Genomic DNA, 20,043 nt, shown 5'->3' on the forward strand with positions numbered 1-20,043 from the left:
GTCTGAGGCATTGGGCCGTCAGTCGCAGCAACTACCAGGATCGCGCCGTCCATCTGAGCAGCACCGGTGATCATGTTTTTCACGTAGTCGGCGTGCCCTGGGCAGTCAACGTGCGCGTAGTGACGAGTCGGGGTGTCATACTCAACGTGAGAGGTGTTGATGGTGATACCACGAGCTTTTTCTTCTGGCGCGTTATCGATCTGATCGAAAGCACGTGCAGAACCGCCGTAGGTTTTAGCCAGAACGGTGGTGATCGCTGCAGTCAGGGTAGTTTTACCGTGGTCAACGTGGCCGATAGTACCAACGTTAACGTGCGGTTTTGTACGTTCAAATTTTTCTTTAGACACGGCTATATTCCTTACTATAGCGCTCTCCCCTTCTGGAGAGAGCACGGGACTTTGGTTTTAACCCTGCGGCTTATTTGCCACGGGCTTCGATTACGGCCTGAGCGACGTTGTTCGGTGCATCATCATACTTCAGGAATTCCATGGTGTATGATGCGCGACCTTTAGTCAGAGAACGCAGCTGAGTTGCGTAGCCGAACATTTCGGACAACGGTACTTCAGCGTGGATCTTAACGCCAGTCACTTCAGATTCCTGACCGCGCAGCATGCCGCGACGACGGCTCAAGTCACCGATAACGTCACCGGTGTTCTCTTCTGGAGTCTCAACTTCAACCTTCATGATAGGCTCAAGCAGAACTGGTTTCGCTTTCTTAAAGCCTTCTTTAAAGGCGATAGACGCGGCCAGTTTAAACGCCAGTTCAGAGGAGTCAACGTCGTGGTAAGAACCGAAGTGCAGACGAATACCCATGTCTACTACCGGGTAACCAGCCAACGGACCAGACTTCAGCTGCTCCTGGATGCCTTTATCAACGGCAGGGATGTATTCGCCAGGAATTACGCCGCCTTTGATGTCGTTGATGAACTCGTAACCTTTCGGGTTAGAGCCCGGCTCCAGTGGGTACATGTCGATCACAACGTGACCGTACTGACCGCGACCACCAGACTGCTTGGCGTGCTTACCTTCAACATCGGTAATCTTCGCGCGAATCGCTTCGCGGTAAGCTACCTGAGGTTTGCCCACGTTAGCTTCAACGTTGAATTCACGCTTCATGCGGTCAACGATGATGTCGAGGTGCAGTTCACCCATACCGGCGATGATGGTCTGGTTAGACTCTTCGTCAGTCCATACGCGGAATGACGGGTCTTCTTTAGCCAGACGGCCCAGAGCCAGACCCATTTTTTCCTGGTCAGCTTTGGTTTTCGGTTCAACGGCGATAGAGATTACCGGCTCAGGGAATTCCATACGCTCCAGGATGATTGGAGAGTCTGGATCACACAGGGTGTCCCCGGTGGTCACGTCTTTCAGACCGATCGCAGCGGCGATGTCGCCTGCGCGAACTTCTTTGATCTCTTCACGCTTGTTAGCGTGCATCTGAACGATACGGCCGAAACGCTCGCGCGCAGACTTAACGGAGTTCAGCACGGTGTCGCCGGAGTTAACAACGCCGGAGTACACGCGGAAGAAGGTCAAGTTACCCACGAACGGGTCGGTAGCGATTTTGAACGCCAGAGCAGAGAACGGCTCGTCATCACTTGCGTGACGCTCAGCCGGAGTGTCTTTACCGTCGTCCAGGATACCGTTGATCGCAGGAACGTCAGTTGGTGCCGGCAGGTATTCGATTACCGCATCCAGCATCGCCTGCACGCCTTTGTTCTTGAACGCAGAACCGCAGGTAACCAGGATGATTTCGTTGTTCAGCACGCGCTGACGCAGAGCAGTTTTGATTTCTTCCTCGGTCAGCTCTTCGCCGCCCAAGTATTTTTCCATCAGCTCTTCGGAAGCTTCCGCAGCGGACTCGATCAGGTTCTGGCGCCATTCTTCAGCCAGATCCATCATGTCAGCCGGGACGTCTTCGTATTCGAAGGTTACGCCTGCGTCTTCTTCGTTCCAGTTGATCGCCTTCATTTTCACCAGGTCGATAACGCCAGTGAATTTGTCTTCTGCGCCGATAGCCAGCTGCAGAGGAACAGGGTTGGCGCCCAGACGAGATTTGATCTGGCCTACAACTTTCAGGAAGTTAGCGCCCATACGGTCCATTTTGTTAACGAACGCGATACGTGGCACTTTGTATTTGTTAGCCTGACGCCATACGGTTTCAGACTGTGGCTGAACACCACCAACAGCACAGTAAACCATTACCGCGCCATCCAGCACACGCATGGAACGTTCTACTTCGATGGTGAAGTCAACGTGCCCTGGGGTGTCGATGATGTTTACGCGATGCGGTTCGAACTGCTTGGCCATACCAGACCAGAAGGCAGTAGTCGCTGCAGAAGTGATGGTAATACCACGCTCCTGCTCCTGTTCCATCCAGTCCATGGTGGCAGCGCCGTCATGAACTTCACCGATTTTGTGGTTTACACCGGTGTAGAACAGAATACGTTCGGTAGTGGTGGTTTTACCGGCGTCGATGTGAGCACTGATACCGATGTTGCGGTAGCGTGCAATGGGTGTTGTACGAGCCATTTGATTCCTCTATTCCTAGGGCGTTCAAGTTCAGTTAACCCAAGCGGGCCGATTTGACGCGCCCGCTTGGTTAGCATGACTACAGCCGGGTGATTACCAGCGGTAGTGGGCGAACGCCTTGTTGGCTTCGGCCATACGGTGAACGTCTTCACGCTTCTTAACAGCAGAACCTTTGTTCTCTGCTGCGTCAGACAGCTCGTTCGCCAGGCGCAGAGCCATGGATTTATCACCGCGTTTACGTGCAGCATCAACGATCCAACGCATTGCCAGAGCATTACGGCGAACCGGGCGGACTTCAACTGGTACCTGATAAGTAGAACCGCCAACGCGACGCGACTTAACTTCTACAGTCGGGCGAACGTTGTCGAGAGCGACTTCGAAAGCTTCCAGGTGATCTTTACCAGAACGCTGAGCCAGGGTCTCCAGCGCGGTATAGACGATTGCTTCTGCAGTAGATTTTTTACCGTCTACCATCAGGATATTTACAAATTTGGCCAGCAGCTCAGATCCGAACTTAGGATCTGGCAGGATTTTACGTTGGCCGATTACGCGACGACGTGGCATGGAAATACTCCGTTGTTAATTCAGGATTGTCCAAAACTCTACGAGTTTATTTTGACATTAAAGTTAAAACGTTTGGCCTTACTTAACGGAGAACCATTAAGCCTTTGGCTTCTTCACGCCGTACTTGGAACGAGCTTGCTTACGGTCTTTAACACCGGAGCAGTCAAGTGCACCACGGACGGTGTGGTAACGCACACCTGGCAGGTCTTTTACACGACCGCCACGGATCAGGATTACGGAGTGTTCCTGCAGGTTGTGGCCTTCGCCACCGATGTAGGAAGTCACTTCGAAACCGTTGGTCAAACGCACACGGCAAACTTTACGCAGTGCGGAGTTTGGTTTTTTCGGGGTAGTGGTGTATACGCGGGTGCATACGCCACGTTTCTGCGGGCAGGCTTCCAGCGCTGGAACGTTGCTTTTAGCAGCCTTCACAGAGCGTGGTTTGCGAACCAGCTGGTTAATTGTTGCCATTAAAAAAGCTCCTGGTTTTTGCTTCGTACTAGCTTCGTAAACATGTGATAAATCCCCTCGTATGCACTATTGGCAAAGTACGAGGACGCAGAATTTTAGGGCTGACCAGTATGGGTGTCAAGAAATATACAACATCACTCTCATTACCAGGCCATTTGGCTGCGGTGTTGTTCGGTTAATTCAACGAAGTGATTATAGCCGACGACAGTGATTTTGTGCGAAAAATGACCGACCAATCCCCGGGCTTCCAGGTCGTCCTGCAGCGCATAAAGGGATATGGGGGCGGCGAGCAGCGATTCAAGATGGGCGCTGCCGGCAAGGCCTGCAAGCACGCCGTCCTGCAGCAGCAGCAGCGCGTCACCCTCCGCCGTCAGGCGCAGCAGCGCAGGCAAGTCACATTGGTTTGGCGAGTGGCTCAGGGTATACAGCATCAGAGGATCCTAAAACGTCATCACGGCGTCGTAGCCGGCCAGTTCGCGGCGCAGTTCGTCCGGCGCCAGCACCTCGGCATCCAGCACCCAATCGGTCACCTGGCTCAGCCCACGCTCCTGCAGCGAAGCCTGGCACAGATAGCACCGCTCCACGTCATACAGCGGCAGCACGCCGAAGGTGGCGATGTAATTGCGCGCCAAAATCTTTTCCGGTTGCTGGCCCGGCAACAGCTGCAATACGCCGTCGCCGACAAAAAACACCCCCAAATCTTCACTGAGCGCCGACGTGGCGAGCAGCGCATCCAGCCCTTCCCTGCCGCCGGCGCCGCCGTGCGGCCCGTGGGTGAAAACAAAAGCGACTCGTTTCATCATATCCTCAGAACTGCACCAGACGGTCGCAACTCAGCGACGCTTCGGCCAGGGAACCCAGCCCGCTCAGGGTAAAGCCAGGCTGCAGGTTGGCGCTTGCCAGCCCCTGTTGCGCCGCCTCCTTCTCGTCGGTGACCCCACGGCGCAACGCGGCGGCTACGCAGACGTTGAGCGCTACGCCGTGTTGCTGCGCCAGTTGCGTCCAACCGCGCACCAGGTCGAACTCGTCGCTGGCGGGCGCGGTCAGCTGGTTGGCGTTCAGCACGCCCTCACGGTAGAAAAAGACGCTGGAAAGCCGGTGCCCTTTCGCCAACAAAGCCTGAGCGAACTGATAGGCGCTGCTGGCCTGCTGCGTGCCGTAAGCCGGGCCGGTGACCAACAGGCAATAATCGAGCATCAACGGTCGCTTCCCAACAGATCGCCGCTCTTGAACTGGCGGATGTACAGATACACGGTGTGTTTGGAGATGTTCAGGCGATCCGCCACCTGGTTGATCGCATCCTTGATGTCGAAGATGCCTTTCTCATAGAGGTTGAGCACCACCTGGCGGTTCTTGGCGTTATTGGACACCGAGCGGTCGGCGTTCACCTCTTCGATGGTGAACTCCAGCGTCTGCGCCACCAGATCGTCGACGGAAGACGCAAAATTCACCGACGACGGCACGTCCTGCGTGGCCGGCGGCATAAAGGTCTGCATGATCTGCGAAAACGGTACGTCGAGGTTCATGTTGATGCACAGCAAGCCGATCACCCGCTGCTCGCGATTGCGAATGGCGATGGTCACCGACTTCATCAACACGCCGCTCTTGGCGCGGGTAAAGTAGGCTTTCGACACGCTGCTGTCGTCGCCGGCCATGTCGTGCAGCATGCGCAGCGCCAGATCGGTGATCGGCGAGCCGATTTTACGCCCGGTATGTTCACCGTTGGCGATGCGTACCGCTGAGCTGTTCAGGTCTTCCAGCGCGTGCAGTACGATCTCGCAGTGGCCGCCGATCAACATCGCCAGCCCGTCGACCACCGCTTCATAGGATTTCAGGATTTCATGATCCGTTTGAGTAAACGGACGTTCATTCAGCAAATCAAGTTCGCTGGCTTCGCTGGATAAAAGCGAATTCGACATCGAAGATACCACCCTCATAGATCGCCTGTGCCAGGGGGCGCAGCTAAAACCGCTCGAACCGGATCGCTGCCGTCGTCGGCACGCCGCAGCGCGGCCGGCTGAGAGCGCCATCAAACGGCACGATGACATCCGCGGGCGAGGTGGCCGGGAACAATTTTAGGTACACGCCCTAAGGGGCAGACGCATGACTGATAAGTCAGAATTATTAGTCTAGCAAAGCGGCCGGAGCAAAGTCCTTGCGTTTGCGCGTGGTATTGACGTTAAGCCCGATGCCCGGCAGGCGTCAAGCGTTCAATGGAGAGAGAGGCGGCGGCTGCCGAAATGAAAACCGCCGCGGAGGGCATCCGCGGCGGTGGCAAACAAAGCGGCGATGTTATTTCGCTTTGGCGTCTGCTTTCGCGTCCGCCGGTTTTTCGGCTTTAGCGTCGGCTTTCGGCGCCGCTTTCACGTCCAGCAGCTCAACGTCGAAGACCAGCGTGGAGTTAGCCGGGATGCCCGGAACGCCGGTTTTGCCGTAGGCCAGCGCCGGTGGGATCACCAGCTTGATTTTGCCGCCTTTCTTGATGTGCTTCAGGCCTTCGGTCCAGCCTGGGATCACGCCGTCCAGACGGAACGACAGCGGCTCGCCGCGGGTGTAGGAGTTATCGAACTCGGTACCGTCGGTCAGGGTGCCTTTGTAGTTCACCACCACGGTGTCGCTGTCTTTCGGCGCTTCACCCGCGCCCGGCTTCTCTACCTGGTACAGCAGGCCGGATTCGGTTTTCTTCACGCCTTTTTCTTTAGCGAAGCTATCGCGGTACTTGGCGCCTTTGGTTTCGTTGTCCTTGGCGTCCTGCTCCATCTTCGCCTGAGCGGAAGCCTTCACGCGCGCTTCGAAGCCCTGCAGGGTCTTCTCGATGTCGGCGTCGTTCAGCTTGCTCTTGTTGGCGAACGCGTCCTGAACGCCGGCAATCAGCTGATCTTTGTCCAGCTTGATGCCCAGCTTCTCTTGCTCTTTCAGAGAGTTGTCCATGTAACGGCCGAGAGAGGCGCCCAGTGCGTAGGCCGCTTGCTCGTCGTCGTTTTTGAACTTGCCGGTGCTCGGTGCTGCTGCCGCGTCCGCTGGTTTAGCGGCTTCTGCCGGTTTGGCGGCATCGGCTGCCATGACCTGGGTCGCATTCAGAGCAAAAGCCATGGTGGTTGCCAGAAGCGTGACTTTAAACAAAGATTTCATCCATTTCTCCAGTGTCTGAAGCAATGCCCCAAACAATCATTAGGTAAGATAACCGGGCTACTATAGCTGCCTGAAACAAAACAAAACAGTCGCACAGGTAACCAATCGAGTCAAAGTGTGACTCCAGCTTTGCCAAGAAGTTTCCCCCTGCGTGCTACTCCCATGATAAATCAGATTTTTCTTGCGGAATATTCGGCCAGGCTCGCAAAAAACGGCAGATCGAGCGTGCAACTTTTCAGCACTTTACACTGTCGATCGCAACGTTGCGCGCCGTCTGGAGAAATAGCGCGAGCAAACCCGGCGCCAGCTGTTACCATAGCGCCGAATCAGGATTTTATCGCGTCAGAGGTAGCCTCATGCACAACGCCGACATTCAACGCCTGCTACAGCGGCTTGAAGAACTGGAAAGCCGCCAGGCCTTCCAAGAGCTCACCATCGAAGAGCTCAACCAGACCGTCATTCAGCATCAAATGGAAATGCTGAAGATGCGCGAACACCTGCGCATGTTGACCGACAAGCTGCGCTCGACCCAAACCTCAATGATCGCCTCGCAATCGGAAGAAACCCCTCCGCCGCACTATTGAGGGCTCGCTATGCGGTTATTTCAGGCGTGCCAACCCTTCGACGGCACGCTCGAGATACCGGCGCGGGCACCCCAGGTTGATGCGGATAAAACCGCGCCCCTGCGGGCCGAAACCGCTGCCCATCGACGGCGCCAGCTTCGCCACCGCCACCAGCGCCTGCTGCAAGTCTGTATCGCTCAAACCCAGCGAGCGGCAATCCAGCCAGGCGAGATAGGTCCCTTCAGCCTGGGTCATCGCGCACCAGGGCGCGGCGGCCGCCAGCGCCTGCTCAAACCAACGCCGATTCTCCGCCAGGTAGTCGAGCAGCTCATCAAGCCAGGCAGCGCCCCGTTGATAGGCCGCGGTCGCCGCCGTCATCGACAGCGCGTTGAATACATCCAGCCCGTGGGCGTTCAGCCGATCGACAAACGCCTGCCGAAGCCGGGCGTTGGGGATCAGGAAATTCGAAATGCGCAGCGAGGAAAGGCCGAACGTTTTGCTGGCGGACGTCGCCGCAATCACCCGCTCGCGATATTCCTCGCCCAGATGCAACACCGACGTAAACGTCTCGCCGGGCAGCAGCAGGTCGGCCCAAATTTCATCGGAGATCACCGTAACGTCGTGGGCGTGGCAGAGCGCCATGAGCCGCTCCAGTTCATCGCGGCGCCAGCAACGGCCGGTTGGATTGTGCGGGTTGCACAGCAATAACAGCGGCGGTTTACGCTGCGCCAGGCAGGCGGCCAGCTGGTCGAAATCGATCCGGTATCCCTGCGGGGTTTCCCGCAGCGGGTTTTCAATCACCTCTCTGCCGTTCATGGTGACTATCTTGGCGAACGAGCCATAATACGGCCCCTGCACCACCACCCCGTCCCCCGGCTTGCTGAGCAGTTGGATCAGCATCGCCAGCCCCGGCACCACCCCTTCAATCGACGTGAACCACTCGCGCCGCAGCGGCAAGCCGTGCCGCTTGGCAAACCAGTCGATCGCTGCCTCATAGTAAGCGTCGTCGCGTTCGCTGTAGCCAAAGACGCCGTGGTCCACCCGCTGATGCAGCGCCTGCTGCACCTCTGGCGGGCACGGAAAGTCGAAATCGGACACCCACATCGGCAACAGTTCGCTGCCGTCCAGTTGCAGATAGCGGTCGATGAAGTCCCACTTCACGGAGCCGGTGTTGTGGCGATCGATGATGGCGTTGAAATGACTCGTCATGTCAGGCTTCCTTACTCTGCAAGTCGTTCTGAGGTTGGAGTTTGGCGATACCGAAGCCGGTGAACCCATAAATCAGGGCGAACACCACCGCGGCATAACATTGGATCGCCCACGGCAGCAGATCGAGGGTGCTGACCCCCAGCGTGGTGGCCATGTAAATGCCGGCGGCCGTCCACGGGATCAGCGGTTCGATGACGGTGCCCGCATCTTCGACGGTGCGCGACAGATTTTTGTTGTCCAGCCCCATGCGTCGATAGGCCCCTTTGAACAGCTCCGCCGGAATCAGCAGCGCCAGCTTGCCGTCGCTGGTCGCGCCGGTCACCAGGATAGTGGTGGCAACGGTGGCGGCGATCAGCTGGCCGGTGGTGTGCACCACTTTCAGCAGCCGGCTGATGATCACCGTCAGCGCGCCGGTCAGCGTCAGAGCGCCGGCGAAGGAAAAGGCGCAGAACACCAGCAGGATCGTACTCATCATCGAGAACATGCCACCGCGGTTCAGCAGGCGCGGCACATCGGCGACGATACCCTCGACGTTGTGGCCCTGAGCGGCAAACATCGACAGATTGAAACCGTCCATCAACGCATTCAGCCCCTGCTGCAGGCTAAAACCCTGCAGCGCGACGCCGATGGCGATCGCCAGCGCGCAGGCGGCCAGCATGACGGGGATCACCGGCCGTTTGGTCACCGCGCCCCACAGCACCAGCACCGGCGGCAGGATCAGCAGCAGATTGAAGTGGTACAGCCCCTCGAGCGCGCCGACGATTTCGGTCACTTTTTCCGGCGTTGCCACGCTGCCCACCGCACCGGTGTGGCCGGCGATCAGGTACACCACGGCGGCCAGGATGAAGCTCGGCAACGTCGTGTACATCAGATGCTGGATATGGCTGTAGAGATCGGTATCCGCGACGATGGCCGCGAAGTTGGTCGAATCGGACAACGGCGAAATTTTGTCGCCGAAGTAAGCGCCGGACACCACCGCCCCGGCCGCGGCGGCCAGCGGCACGTCCAGACCGGCGGCCACGCCCATCAGCGCCACGCCCACGGTGCCGGCCGCTCCCCAAGAAGTGCCGGTGCACACCGAGATCACGCTGGTGATGAAGAATGCGGCGATCAGAATGTATTGCGGGCTGATCAGCTTCAGCCCCCAGTACACCATGTAAGGGATTGTGCCGCTGATCATCCAGGTGCCGATCAGGCCACCCACGCAGATCAGGATCAGGATAACCGGCATCGCCTTCGCCAGCTTGGCCACGATGGCCTCGATGATGTCGTCCCAGCGGTAGCCTTGCCACCAGGCCAAGGCGGCGGCGATGGCGGCGGAAACCAGCAGCAGCGGTTCAATGCGCAGGCCAAACTGACCATAGCCGATGATGAGCAGCAACAGCATGGCCACAATCGGCAGCGTCGCCAACCCAAGGTTGAGCGTTTTCTTATTATCCATATACGGCTCCTGTTGAAGATGGGGTACTGCAACAGCGTAATGGCTTCGATAATCGGAGGATGTGAGCGCAGGCAATCGGCCATGTAATCGGTTTCATGAGGTAGCGTTGTGTGAGCCGTCTCTCATTCGCCGCGCTTGCTTTGCGCATGCGCCTCACCGTCGGTTACGGAGTCTCGCAGGATAAGTTCGGCCGAAAAGCGGTTGTTCTGCGGCGCAACGTCGCTGCCGCTGTGGATCTGCAGCGCTAGGCGCGCAGCGCGTCGGGCCATTTTCTCGATCGGGTAATGCACGGTGGTCAACGAAGGATGGAGATATTTCGCCAGGGCAATGTCGTCAAAGCCGACGATCGACAGCGCCTGGGGCAGTTGAACTTGCCGTTGATGGCAGGTGCGCATCATGCCGGCGGCCATCACGTCGTTGAACGTCACTGCAGCGGTGAAGCGTTGGTCGCTGGCCAGAACGCGCTCGGCCGCCAGTTCGCCCCCTCGCTCGTTGAAGGGCACGCTGATGATCCAGCTGCCGGGCACCTCAATGCCGGCGGCGGCCATGGCCTGGCGGTAACCCGCTAGCCGCTGCGCGCGATCGTCGATCGGCAGATCCGCCGTCACGCAGGCAATTCTTCGATGCCCCTGGCGTATGAGCAGCTCGGTCGCCGTCTGCGCCGCATTGGCGTTGTCGAGCCAGATGCAACGGTTGGCGATGGCGGGCAGATAACGATTGATCAGCACCAGCGCGGGCGTATGGGCGGCGTAGCGCAGCAGCGCCTCCTCCCCCATGCGCGTGACGTGCGCCACGATGGCTTCACATCCCTGATTGATGAGAAAATCGAGGCCGCTTTTTTCCAGCTCGGCCTGATGCCCGCCGCTGCATAACATCAACCGCACGCCGGCCTGCCGCGTGATGTCTTCCACGCCCCGCGCCAGACGCGAGAAAAACGGATCGTCGAGATTGCCGGTCAGCAATCCCAGCATATTGCCGCTTCTTTTCGCCAGCGCCAGCGCGGCGGCGTTGCGGTGGTAGTTAAACTCGCGCATCGCTTTCTCGACGCGTTCGCGGGTCACCGGTTCAACGTAGGCGGTATTATTGATCACCCGGCTGACGGTGGCCGTGGAAACGCCGGCGCGCCGCGCCACGTCTTTCATGGTGGCCATGGCATGTCCTGTTGTGCCGTTCGGCGCCCGGTGCGCCGCGCATAAAAAAGGGCAGCCGATGGCCGCCCTCTTGTCTCGTCACTGCGATCTGCTTAGTGGCAGCCGCAGCCGCCGTTACCGCAACCGCCTTTACCGTGGTCGTGACCATGGTCGTGATCGTGGCTGTGGCCGTGACCGCCGCAGCAGCCGTCACCGTGTTCGTGGTGATGGTCGTGCTCGCCGTGTACGTGACCGTGCGCCAGTTCTTCTGCGGTCGCTTCGCGGATCGCGACAACTTCCACGTTGAAGTTCAGGTTTTGGCCGGCCAGCATGTGGTTGCCGTCAACCACCACGTGGTCGCCGTCAACTTCGGTGATTTCAACCGGTACCGGGCCCTGATCGGTGTCAGCCAGGAAACGCATGCCGACCTGCAGTTCATCAACGCCCATGAAGACGTCTTTCGGTACGCGCTGCACCAGGTTTTCGTCGTAGTTGCCGTACGCGTCGTTCGCGCCGACGTGAACGTCAAAACGATCGCCAACGTCGTGGCCTTCGAGTGCTTTTTCCAGACCTGCGATCAGAGAACCATGCCCGTGCAGATAGTCCAGCGGTGCGCTCACCGGAGACTCATCAACCAAAACACCGTCTTCTGTACGTACTTGGTAAGCCAGGCTGACCACCAAGTCTTTTGCTACTTTCATGATATCTCCTACCGTTGGCTACTAGGACGCGCACCGTTATCGGGATGCGCGCCTTTTCCGGACAGATTGTAACGGAAATCTGCCTCGCTGTACCCTCCGGGATAAAAAAACGCTACTTCGGCTGGAAAATGCCGATCACCTGCTCTTGCGGGCGAACGTGTTTTTCCACCTGTTGTTCGGTCTGGCGCTGATGGTGGCCGCACTTGACGCACTCCACCACCTCCACCTGATCCTCCCGCCATACCGCCAGCGTATCCATGGCGCTGCAGCTCGGGCACACCGCCCCGGCGATAAATCTCTTACGTGTTGCAGACATCGTTATGCTCCCGCTTATTCGTATTCGTCCCAGCCGTCGAACTGGCGACTTTCTTTTTGCATTTCGCGATGGAACAGCTCTTCCAGCTCGCGCCGCGCCTCTTTCACGCGGGAAATTTGCGCCACGTCGCCCTGATGCGGCGGCATCAGTTCACGCAGCATGCGCATATCCAGGCGGCGGAAATGCTGCTGGGCGCGGAAGGCCTGATGCGGGTGCATGCCCAACTCCATCAGCGCTTTGCGCCCCAGTTCCAGCGCGCTGGAGAAGGTCTCGCGGCTGAACTGCTTCACGCCCGCCTGCAGCAACTCATGCGCCTCCACGCGGCCGCGCGCCCGCGCCAGAATGCTCAGATTCGGGAAGTGCTGCTGGCACAGCCGCACGATCTCCATGGTGTCTTCCGGCTCATTGCAGGTGATCACGATCGACTTGGCCTTCTCGGCGCCCGCCGCGCGCAGCAGCTCCAGCTCGGTGGCGTCGCCGTAATAAACCTGGTAACCGTAACGCCGCAGCACGCCGACGGCGCTGACATCGCGCTCCAGTACGGTAATGCGCATTTTGTTGGCCATCAACAGGCGGCCGATCACCTGGCCGAAACGCCCGAAGCCGACGATGATCACCTGCGGATCGTCGTCCTCTACGTACGGCGTTTCCTCTTCTTCGCCCTTGGCGTTATAGCGACGCGCCAAAATGCGGTCGATGGCCTGCATCAGCAGCGGCGTGGTCATCATCGACAGCGTCACCACCACCAGCAGCAAGGAGAGTTGATCCGGCTGCAGCACCTTTTGCGCGCCCGCCGCAGAAAACAGCACGAAGGCGAACTCGCCGCCCTGGCTGAGCACCCCGGCGAACTGCAGGCGCACCGAACTGCGCAGGCCAAACAGACGCGACACCCCGTAGAGCACGCCGGATTTGATCGCCACCAGCGCCAGCACGCCGATCAACACCTCGGCCAGATTGGTGTAGAGCACGCCGATATTCAACACCATGCCCACCGAGATAAAGAACAGCCCCAGCAGCAGCCCTTTAAACGGCTCGATGGAAATCTCCAGTTCGTGGCGGTATTCGCTCTCCGCCAGCAGCACCCCGGCGATGAAGGTGCCGAGCGCCATCGACAGGCCAAGCGTCTCCATAAACAGCGCCGAGCCGAGCACCAGCAACAGCGCCGCGGCGGTGAAGATCTCGCGCACGCCGGAAGCGGCGATATAGCGGAACAGCGGCCGCAGCAGGAAGCGGCCGCCGATCAGCATGCCGCCGAACGCCGCCACCTTGAGCGCGATCTTCGCCCAGTCGTCGCTGGTTCCGCCGGCGCCGGCCAGAATGGGGATCAGCGCCAACGCCGGGATCACCGCCATATCCTGGAACAGCAGCACCGAGAAGCCGAGCTGCCCCCCTTCGTTGCGGTTCATGCCCTTCTCGCGCATCAGCTGCAGCGCCATGGCGGTGGAAGACATCGCCAGGCCGATACCGCCGATCACCGCCGCCTGCCAGGCGAAGTGCGTCAGATACAGCAACGCGCCCAGCACCGCCGCGGTGATCAACACCTGGCCGGCGCCGGCGCCGAAGATCGAGCGCCGCAGCTCCCACAGCTTGCTGGGGTTCAGCTCCAGGCCGATGATGAACATCAGGAACACCACGCCCAGCTCGGAGAAATGCAGGATCTCGTCGACGTCGCGAATGAAGCCCAATCCCCAGGGGCCGATGGCGATGCCGGCGATCAGATAGCCCAGCACCGCGCCGATCCCCAGGCGACGGGCGATCGGCACCGTCACCACCGCGGCGAACAGGAACAGCAAAATGGCGGTCAGTAAGGTCGATCCTTCCATCGTCACCGCCCTCCGTGCGGCAGCGGGTGGCTCAGCCACTCGCCGTAGGCGTCCGCATGGCTGCGCAGCACCTCCGGCTTCTGCCGCCGCGCCCAATAGACCACGAACGGCGTCAGCCAATGCATATGGCACATCCCGGCGGTCAACTCGAACGGCCGCAGGATATCTTCCATCGGATAGTGGTTATAACCGCCGGTGCGGTAGGCGCCTTCCGGCTCACCGGTGGTGATCACCGAGCGCCAGTATTTACCCGCCAGCGCATTGCCGCCCACCCCGCTGGCGAAGCCGCGCGACAGCACGCGATCCAGCCACTCCTTCAGCAGCGCCGGGCAGCTGTAAGTATACAGCGGGTGCTGAAACACGATGACCTGATGCTCACGCAGCAGCTGTTGTTCGTGATGGATATCGATAAAAAAATCGGGATAGTGCGCGTAGAGATCGTGCACGGTGACATGTTCCAACTGCTGCGCCGGTCGAAGCAAAACCCGGTTCGCCACCGAGTCATGAGATTCCGGATGGGCATACAGCAGCAAGACCTTGGGCGGCTGCGACATCATTCCCCTCCAAAGCGTCGTCAGGGTAGCGGTTTTCCGTTACCATGCATCGCAAAGACAAAAACAGCGCGCGGTGCGCGTTCTGTTACCTTAATGATAATTTAACATACTCTGAACATACGGCGCTTTATGATTGTATTCTCCTCGCTACAAATCCGACGCGGCATCCGCGTCCTGCTGGACAACGCCACGGCGACGGTTAATCCAGGTCAGAAGGTCGGCCTGGTGGGCAAAAACGGCTGCGGCAAATCCACGCTGCTGTCGCTGCTGAAGGGCGAGATCGCGGCGGATGGCGGCAGCTTTACCTTCCCCGGCAACTGGGCGCTGGCCTGGGTCAACCAGGAGACGCCGGCGCTGGACGTGCCGGCGATCGAGTATGTTATCGACGGCGACCGCGAGTTTCGCCAGCTCGAAGCCGAATTGCAGGCGGCCAACGACCGCAACGACGGCCACGCCATCGCTACCCTGCACGGCAAGCTGGACGCCATCGACGCCTGGACCATCCGTTCCCGCGCCGCCAGCCTGCTGCACGGCCTCGGCTTCTCCAACGAACAGCTGCAAAGCCCGGTGCGCGACTTTTCCGGCGGCTGGCGCATGCGCCTCAACCTGGCGCAGGCGCTGGTGTGCCGTTCCGATCTGCTGCTGCTCGACGAACCGACCAACCACCTGGATCTCGATGCGGTGATCTGGCTGGAGCGCTGGCTGAAAAGCTATCCCGGCACGCTGGTGCTGATCTCGCACGACCGCGACTTCCTCGATCCGATCGTCGACAAGATCCTGCATATCGAACAGCAGACGATCAATGAGTACACCGGCAACTATTCGTCGTTCGAACGCCAGCGCGCCACCAAGCTGGCGCAGCAACAGTCGCTGTATCAGCATCAGCAAGAGAAAGTGGCGCACCTGCAAAGCTATATCGACCGTTTCCGCGCGCAGGCCACCAAGGCCAAGCAGGCGCAGAGCCGCATCAAGATGCTGGAGCGCATGGAGCTGATCGCCCCGGCGCACGTCGACAACCCGTTCACCTTCAGCTTCCGTCCGCCGGAAAGCCTGCCGAACCCGCTGCTGCGCATGGACAAAGTCAGCGCCGGGTATGGCGATAAAGTGATCCTGAAGTCAATCAAGCTGAACCTGGTGCCCGGCTCGCGCATTGGCCTGCTCGGCCGCAACGGCGCCGGTAAATCCACGCTGATCAAACTGCTGGCCGGCACCCTGGAGCCGCTGAGCGGCGAGATTGGCCTGGCGAAAGGCATCAAGCTGGGTTACTTCGCCCAGCACCAGCTGGAATTCCTGCGCGCCGACGAATCGCCGCTGCAGCACCTGAGCCGCATCGCACCACGGGTGCTGGAACAGCAGCTGCGCGACTATCTGGGCGGCTTCGGTTTCCAGGGCGACAAGGTCAGCGAAGTGACCGAACGCTTCTCCGGCGGCGAGAAGGCGCGGCTGGTGCTGGCGCTGATCGTCTGGCAGCGCCCTAACCTGCTGCTGCTCGATGAACCGACCAACCACCTGGATCTCGACATGCGCCAGGCGCTGACCGAGGCGCTGATCGATTTCGAAGGCGCGTTGGTGGTGGTCTCGCACGACCGTCACCTGCTGCGCTCCACCACCGACGATCTGTACCTGGTGCACGACGGCCAGGTCGAGCCTTTCGAGGGCGATCTCGACGACTACCAGCAGTGGCTTGTCGACCTGCAGCGCCAGGAAAGCCAGCAGGACACGCCGGAAAAAGAGAGCGGCGGCAACAGCGCGCAGGCGCGCAAGGATCAAAAACGCCGCGAGGCGGAGTTCCGTACGCAGACCCAACCGCTGCGCAAGCAGATCGCCAAGCTGGAACAGCAGATGGAAAAACTGGGCGCCGAACTGGCGGCGGTGGAGGAACAGCTGGCGGATCCCGCGCTGTACGACATCAGCCGCAAGGCCGAGTTAACCGACTGCCTGCAAAAGCAAAGCCAGGCCAAATCCGCGCTGGAAGAGACGGAGATGACCTGGCTGGATGCGCAGGAACAGCTGGAGCAGTTAACGCAGGCGTTCGAAGCCTAAGCCTTAGGCCTTGTAAAAAGGCCTATCCCCCAGAATGGTCGCGCGGTGCATGATGCGCCGCTGCGGCAGATAATCCGCGTTGGCGTAGTGCTGCGTCACGCGGTTATCCCAGATCGCCACGTCATTTTCCTGCCAGCGCCAGCGCACCTGAAACTCCGGTTTGGTGATGTGAGCAAACAGGAAGTTCAGCAAAGCGTCGCTCTCTTTCGGCGCCAGATCGACGATCCGCGTGGTAAACCCTTCATTGACGAACAGCGCCTGCCGGCCGCTGACCGGGTGGGTGCGCACCACCGGATGCAGCAGCGGCGGGTTTTTCTGCACCGCCTGTTGCCAGCGCTGATGCTCCTCTACACTGCCGCGATGTTTGTGTTCCGGGAACGACTTGGTGAAGTCATGCTCCGCACGCAGCCCCGCCAACAGCGTTCTGAACGGCGCCGACAGCGCCTCGTAGGCCGCGATGCCGCTGGCCCACAGCGTATCGCCGCCGGTGGAAGGCAAGGTCTTGGCCGCCAGGATCGCCCCCAGCGGCGGGTTGTCGATAAAGGTCACGTCGGTGTGCCAGTTATCGTTGTCCGGCGGGTTGTCGTCGTGGGTATCGAGCACGATGATCTCTTCCACGTCGGTGGCGTGCGGATAGACCGGATGGATATGCAGATCGCCGAAGCGGCCGGCCAGATCGCGCTGCTGCAGCGGGGTGATCGGCTGATTGCGGAAGAACAGCACCTGATGCTTCAGCAAGGCGTGATAAAGCTGCTCAAACTGGCCGTCGCCCAGCGGCCGGGCCAACTCGACGTTTTCCACCAGCGCCCCGATGTAAGGCCCCAGCGGGGTGATATTCAGACGTTCGTTCATTGCTGTACTCCATGCCACGGGGTCAATCGGCGCTGCAGGGCACGCAGCCCCAGCTCCAGCCCAAATGCAATCACCGCAATCACGCCGATGCCGGCCAACACCACGTCGGTCGCCAGAAACTCACCGGCGGATTGCACCATAAATCCCAGGCCGCGCGTGGCGGCGATCAGTTCGGCGGCCACCAGCGTCGACCAGCCGACGCCCAGCCCGATGCGAATACCGGTCAGGATCTCCGGCAGCGCGCTCGGTAGCACCACGAAACGCAGCACCTGCCAACGCGTGGCGCCCAACGCCCGGGCGGCACGCACCCTCACCTGCGCCACGCTGCGCACGCCGGCCACGGCAGACAGCGTCACCGGCGCGAAGATCGCCAGATAAATCAGTAAGATCTTTGAGGTTTCGCCGATGCCGAACCAAATCACCATCAGCGGCAGATAGGCCAGCGGCGGCACCGGGCGATAGATTTCAATCAGCGGATCGAGAATGCCGCGCACCGTGTCGTTCAGCCCCATGGCGATGCCCACCGGGATGCCGACGATCACCGCCGCCAACAGCGCTACCAGAATGCGCCCCAGGCTGGCCGCCAGGTGTTGCCACAGCGTGGCGTCCATAAAGCCTTGCGGGCTGGCGATGGTGATCAGCTGGTGCAGCACCTGCTGCGGCGCCGGCAAAAACAGCGGGCTGATCAGCTGCAGCGCCGTCACGCCCCACCAGACGATCAACACCGTCAACAGCGTGGCGCCGCTCAGCCAAACGTTGCGCGGCACGCTGAAACGGCGCGCCGCTTTGCCCTGCGGCTGCGCCGCGGCCTTCAGAGTGGAATGCAGGCTCATAGCAAGGCCTCGCGCTGTTGGAAAACTTTGCCCAGCACGTATTCGCGCTGCGCGATAAATTCAGGATCGGACTTGATGGCGCGGCAGGCTTCGCCTTCGGCATAGCGTTGGCCGAAGTTCAGCGACAGCCGCTCCACCACCTGCCCCGGCCCCGGCGACAGCAGCAACAGCTCGCTGGCGAGGAACACCGCCTCTTCGATATCGTGGGTGATCAGCAGCACCTGTTTGCCGGTATCGCGCCAAATGGTCAGCAACAGCTCCTGCATTTGCTCGCGGGTGAACGCGTCCAGGGCGCCGAACGGCTCGTCCAACAACAACAGCCGCGGATCGGCGGCCAGGGCGCGGGCGATGCCGACGCGTTGGCGCATGCCGCCGGAAAGCTGCCAGATAAAGTGCTGTTCATAGCCCGCCAGCCCCACGCGCTGCAGCATCTGCTCCGCCACCTGGCGGCGCTGCGCCTTGCCGACGCCGGCCAGCTGCAGGCCGAACTCGACGTTGTCCACCACGTTGCGCCACGGCAGTAAACCCTCATGCTGGAACACCACGCCCCGTTCGGCGCTCGGGCCGTGAACGGGCGTTCCATCCAGCGTGATGCTGCCAGCTGAAGGCTCGATAAACCCGGCGATCAAATTCAGCAGCGTGGTCTTGCCGCAGCCCGACGGGCCGAGCACCACCACCAGTTGCCCGGCGGCAATCTGGAACGACACGTCACGCAGCGCGGGCCGCCCCTGATACTCTGCTGAAAGATGATTGACGTTTAGCATCCTGCTTCCTTACGACTGCGGCGCAGCCTGCACCTGTTTCACAAAACGGTCGGTCACGTAAGCGCTGTAGTCGCTGTCGACCTGCGGGATCTTGCCCTGCTGCTTGAGGAATTCGGCGGTATCGCGGATCGCCTTGTCCACCGGCTGGCCGAGCTGGGCAACCTGATCCGCCACCGGCAGATAACGGTTTCCCTTCACCAGCTCCGGCACCTGCGCTTCCGGCACCCCGCTCAGGCGCGCCAGCGTGCTGAGATGGCTCGGATCTTTCAGCCACTGCTCCGGCGCCGCCAGGTAGGCCTTTTGCGCCTGCAGGGCGCTGGCGGCAAAGGCGGTCACCACGTCGGGATGTTTCTCGGCAAAGTCTTTGCGCACCACCCACACGTCCAGCGTCGGCGAGCCCCATTCGCCCACCTGCGCGGAGTCGGTCAACACCTTGCCCTGTTTGGCCAGTTCGTTGACCACCGGCGCCCAGACGTAAGCGCCGTCGATGTCGCCGCGCTGCCAGGCGGCGGCGATGGCCGGCGGCTGCAGATTGAGGATCTTCACCTGCTCAGGCTTGATGCCCCAATGCTTGAGCGAGGCCAGCAGGCTGTAATGGGTGGTGGAGATAAACGGCACCGCAATGCGCTTGCCGATCAGATCCTGCGGGCTTTTGATGTCATTTTTCACCACCAGCGCTTCGGAGCTGCCGAGCTGCGAGGCGATGAGGAACACTTCGATGGGGAGTTTCTGGCTGGCGGCCACCGCCAGCGGGCTGGAGCCGATATTGCCGATCTGCACGTCGCCGGAGGCCAGCGCACGCAGCACGCTGGAGCCGCTGTCGAACTTACGCCAGTCGACGGTCGCGCCGGACCGTTTGGCGAAGCTGTTTTCCGCCTGCGCCACCTTGGCCGGCTCCGCCGACGTCTGGTACGCCACGGTCACGTCCACCGCGTAGGCGCTGGCTGCGCTGAGCGCCAGCGCCAACAGCGCCGCGTTGCGTAAGGAAAAGAGTTTGCCCGCCATGTTCCGCTCCGTTGATAAAAATCTGTTCAGTTGCTGACAGTTTTATCTGAGCGGTGACGGGCGATAAAAGAATAAAAAAGTCTTCTTTATTACCCTGCGTAATATAAACG

At 60.2% G+C, this 20,043-nt stretch carries 22 protein-coding genes; 2 read left to right on the forward strand and 20 right to left on the reverse strand.

Features of this window, described 5'->3' with window-relative positions; all coding sequences use genetic code 11:
• The 9 genes from ACF8MC_RS21135 to fkpA all read right to left on the reverse strand — a co-directional run.
• The coding region (locus ACF8MC_RS21135; protein ID WP_040232596.1) for a GTP-binding protein at window positions 1-347 on the reverse strand (347 nt) is incomplete at its 3' end.
• Between the two features lie 70 nt (window positions 348-417).
• Window positions 418-2,532 carry an elongation factor G gene (gene fusA / locus ACF8MC_RS21140; protein ID WP_033636256.1) on the reverse strand — a complete coding sequence of 705 codons (2,115 nt, stop codon included), beginning with the start codon at window positions 2,530-2,532 and terminating at the stop codon, window positions 418-420.
• Window positions 2,533-2,625: 93 nt separating this feature from the next.
• Entirely contained in the window at window positions 2,626-3,096 is a 471-nt protein-coding gene (gene rpsG, locus ACF8MC_RS21145; RefSeq protein WP_004956203.1) for a 30S ribosomal protein S7, read from the reverse strand.
• 96 nt (window positions 3,097-3,192) lie between these two features.
• A complete protein-coding gene (rpsL, locus tag ACF8MC_RS21150) occupies window positions 3,193-3,567 on the reverse strand; it encodes a 30S ribosomal protein S12 (protein ID WP_004930426.1) in 375 nt (124 codons plus the stop codon).
• Between the two features lie 143 nt (window positions 3,568-3,710).
• Complete coding sequence (gene tusB / locus ACF8MC_RS21155; RefSeq protein ID WP_033636257.1) at window positions 3,711-3,998, reverse strand: sulfurtransferase complex subunit TusB; 288 nt, start codon at window positions 3,996-3,998, stop codon at window positions 3,711-3,713.
• A 9-nt stretch (window positions 3,999-4,007) separates the two neighbouring features.
• The gene (tusC, locus tag ACF8MC_RS21160; protein WP_033636258.1) at window positions 4,008-4,367 is read right to left on the reverse strand and encodes a sulfurtransferase complex subunit TusC; all 360 of its coding nucleotides are present in this window, start codon (window positions 4,365-4,367) and stop codon (window positions 4,008-4,010) included.
• A gap of 7 nt (window positions 4,368-4,374) precedes the next feature.
• Window positions 4,375-4,764 carry a sulfurtransferase complex subunit TusD gene (tusD, locus tag ACF8MC_RS21165; protein ID WP_049206072.1) on the reverse strand — a complete coding sequence of 130 codons (390 nt, stop codon included), beginning with the start codon at window positions 4,762-4,764 and terminating at the stop codon, window positions 4,375-4,377.
• A complete protein-coding gene (locus ACF8MC_RS21170; RefSeq protein WP_004930418.1) occupies window positions 4,764-5,486 on the reverse strand; it encodes a transcriptional regulator in 723 nt (240 codons plus the stop codon). The genes tusD and ACF8MC_RS21170 overlap by 1 nt, the downstream gene beginning before the upstream one ends.
• 373 nt (window positions 5,487-5,859) lie before the next feature.
• Entirely contained in the window at window positions 5,860-6,699 is an 840-nt protein-coding gene (fkpA, locus tag ACF8MC_RS21175) for an FKBP-type peptidyl-prolyl cis-trans isomerase (RefSeq protein ID WP_016930330.1), read from the reverse strand.
• A gap of 356 nt (window positions 6,700-7,055) precedes the next feature.
• Between fkpA and ACF8MC_RS21180 the strand changes: the two genes are divergently transcribed.
• Window positions 7,056-7,283, forward strand: coding sequence for a SlyX family protein (locus ACF8MC_RS21180; RefSeq protein ID WP_004930414.1), 228 nt, complete (start codon window positions 7,056-7,058; stop codon window positions 7,281-7,283).
• A 15-nt stretch (window positions 7,284-7,298) separates the two neighbouring features.
• Here ACF8MC_RS21180 and ACF8MC_RS21185 read toward each other — a convergent pair whose 3' ends face one another.
• From ACF8MC_RS21185 to kefG, 7 genes are all read right to left on the reverse strand, one after another.
• Window positions 7,299-8,471 (reverse strand): MalY/PatB family protein, encoded by a 1,173-nt coding sequence (locus ACF8MC_RS21185; protein ID WP_164105695.1) that lies wholly within the window; start codon window positions 8,469-8,471, stop codon window positions 7,299-7,301.
• Between the two features lies 1 nt (window position 8,472).
• Window positions 8,473-9,912: a Na+/H+ antiporter NhaC gene (nhaC, locus tag ACF8MC_RS21190; protein WP_060439492.1), complete on the reverse strand. Its 1,440-nt coding sequence runs from the start codon at window positions 9,910-9,912 to the stop codon at window positions 8,473-8,475.
• 122 nt (window positions 9,913-10,034) lie between these two features.
• The gene (locus ACF8MC_RS21195; RefSeq protein WP_033654874.1) at window positions 10,035-11,063 is read right to left on the reverse strand and encodes a LacI family DNA-binding transcriptional regulator; all 1,029 of its coding nucleotides are present in this window, start codon (window positions 11,061-11,063) and stop codon (window positions 10,035-10,037) included.
• A gap of 92 nt (window positions 11,064-11,155) precedes the next feature.
• The gene (gene slyD, locus ACF8MC_RS21200; protein ID WP_033654873.1) at window positions 11,156-11,743 is read right to left on the reverse strand and encodes a peptidylprolyl isomerase; all 588 of its coding nucleotides are present in this window, start codon (window positions 11,741-11,743) and stop codon (window positions 11,156-11,158) included.
• A 112-nt stretch (window positions 11,744-11,855) separates the two neighbouring features.
• Window positions 11,856-12,059 (reverse strand): YheV family putative zinc ribbon protein, encoded by a 204-nt coding sequence (locus tag ACF8MC_RS21205; RefSeq protein WP_015379274.1) that lies wholly within the window; start codon window positions 12,057-12,059, stop codon window positions 11,856-11,858.
• 14 nt (window positions 12,060-12,073) lie between these two features.
• A complete protein-coding gene (gene kefB, locus ACF8MC_RS21210) occupies window positions 12,074-13,882 on the reverse strand; it encodes a glutathione-regulated potassium-efflux system protein KefB (protein WP_060423678.1) in 1,809 nt (602 codons plus the stop codon).
• A gap of 2 nt (window positions 13,883-13,884) precedes the next feature.
• Window positions 13,885-14,436, reverse strand: coding sequence for a glutathione-regulated potassium-efflux system ancillary protein KefG (gene kefG, locus ACF8MC_RS21215; RefSeq protein WP_025159909.1), 552 nt, complete (start codon window positions 14,434-14,436; stop codon window positions 13,885-13,887).
• 129 nt (window positions 14,437-14,565) lie between these two features.
• Between kefG and ACF8MC_RS21220 the strand changes: the two genes are divergently transcribed.
• A complete protein-coding gene (locus ACF8MC_RS21220; protein WP_033649301.1) occupies window positions 14,566-16,479 on the forward strand; it encodes an ABC transporter ATP-binding protein in 1,914 nt (637 codons plus the stop codon).
• A gap of 3 nt (window positions 16,480-16,482) precedes the next feature.
• On the opposite strand, the gene tauD is transcribed toward ACF8MC_RS21220, so the two are convergent.
• From tauD to tauA, 4 genes are read right to left on the reverse strand one after another with little or no spacing between them, the layout of a single operon-like run.
• Window positions 16,483-17,331, reverse strand: a complete 849-nt coding sequence (tauD, locus tag ACF8MC_RS21225) for a taurine dioxygenase (RefSeq protein WP_033654872.1) — start codon at window positions 17,329-17,331, stop codon at window positions 16,483-16,485.
• Window positions 17,328-18,164: a taurine ABC transporter permease TauC gene (tauC, locus tag ACF8MC_RS21230; RefSeq protein WP_033631937.1), complete on the reverse strand. Its 837-nt coding sequence runs from the start codon at window positions 18,162-18,164 to the stop codon at window positions 17,328-17,330. The genes tauD and tauC overlap by 4 nt, the downstream gene beginning before the upstream one ends.
• Entirely contained in the window at window positions 18,161-18,928 is a 768-nt protein-coding gene (tauB, locus tag ACF8MC_RS21235; protein WP_041036970.1) for a taurine ABC transporter ATP-binding subunit, read from the reverse strand. Before tauB ends, tauC begins: the two co-directional genes overlap by 4 nt.
• A 9-nt stretch (window positions 18,929-18,937) precedes the next feature.
• Window positions 18,938-19,933, reverse strand: coding sequence for a taurine ABC transporter substrate-binding protein (gene tauA / locus ACF8MC_RS21240; RefSeq protein ID WP_033649304.1), 996 nt, complete (start codon window positions 19,931-19,933; stop codon window positions 18,938-18,940).
• Between the last annotated feature and the right edge of the window lie 110 nt (window positions 19,934-20,043).

This window comes from Serratia sp. LACPHL-BACT-2024-00286 (assembly GCF_043109535.1).
GTDB classification, from domain to species: Bacteria; Pseudomonadota; Gammaproteobacteria; order Enterobacterales; family Enterobacteriaceae; genus Serratia; species Serratia sarumanii.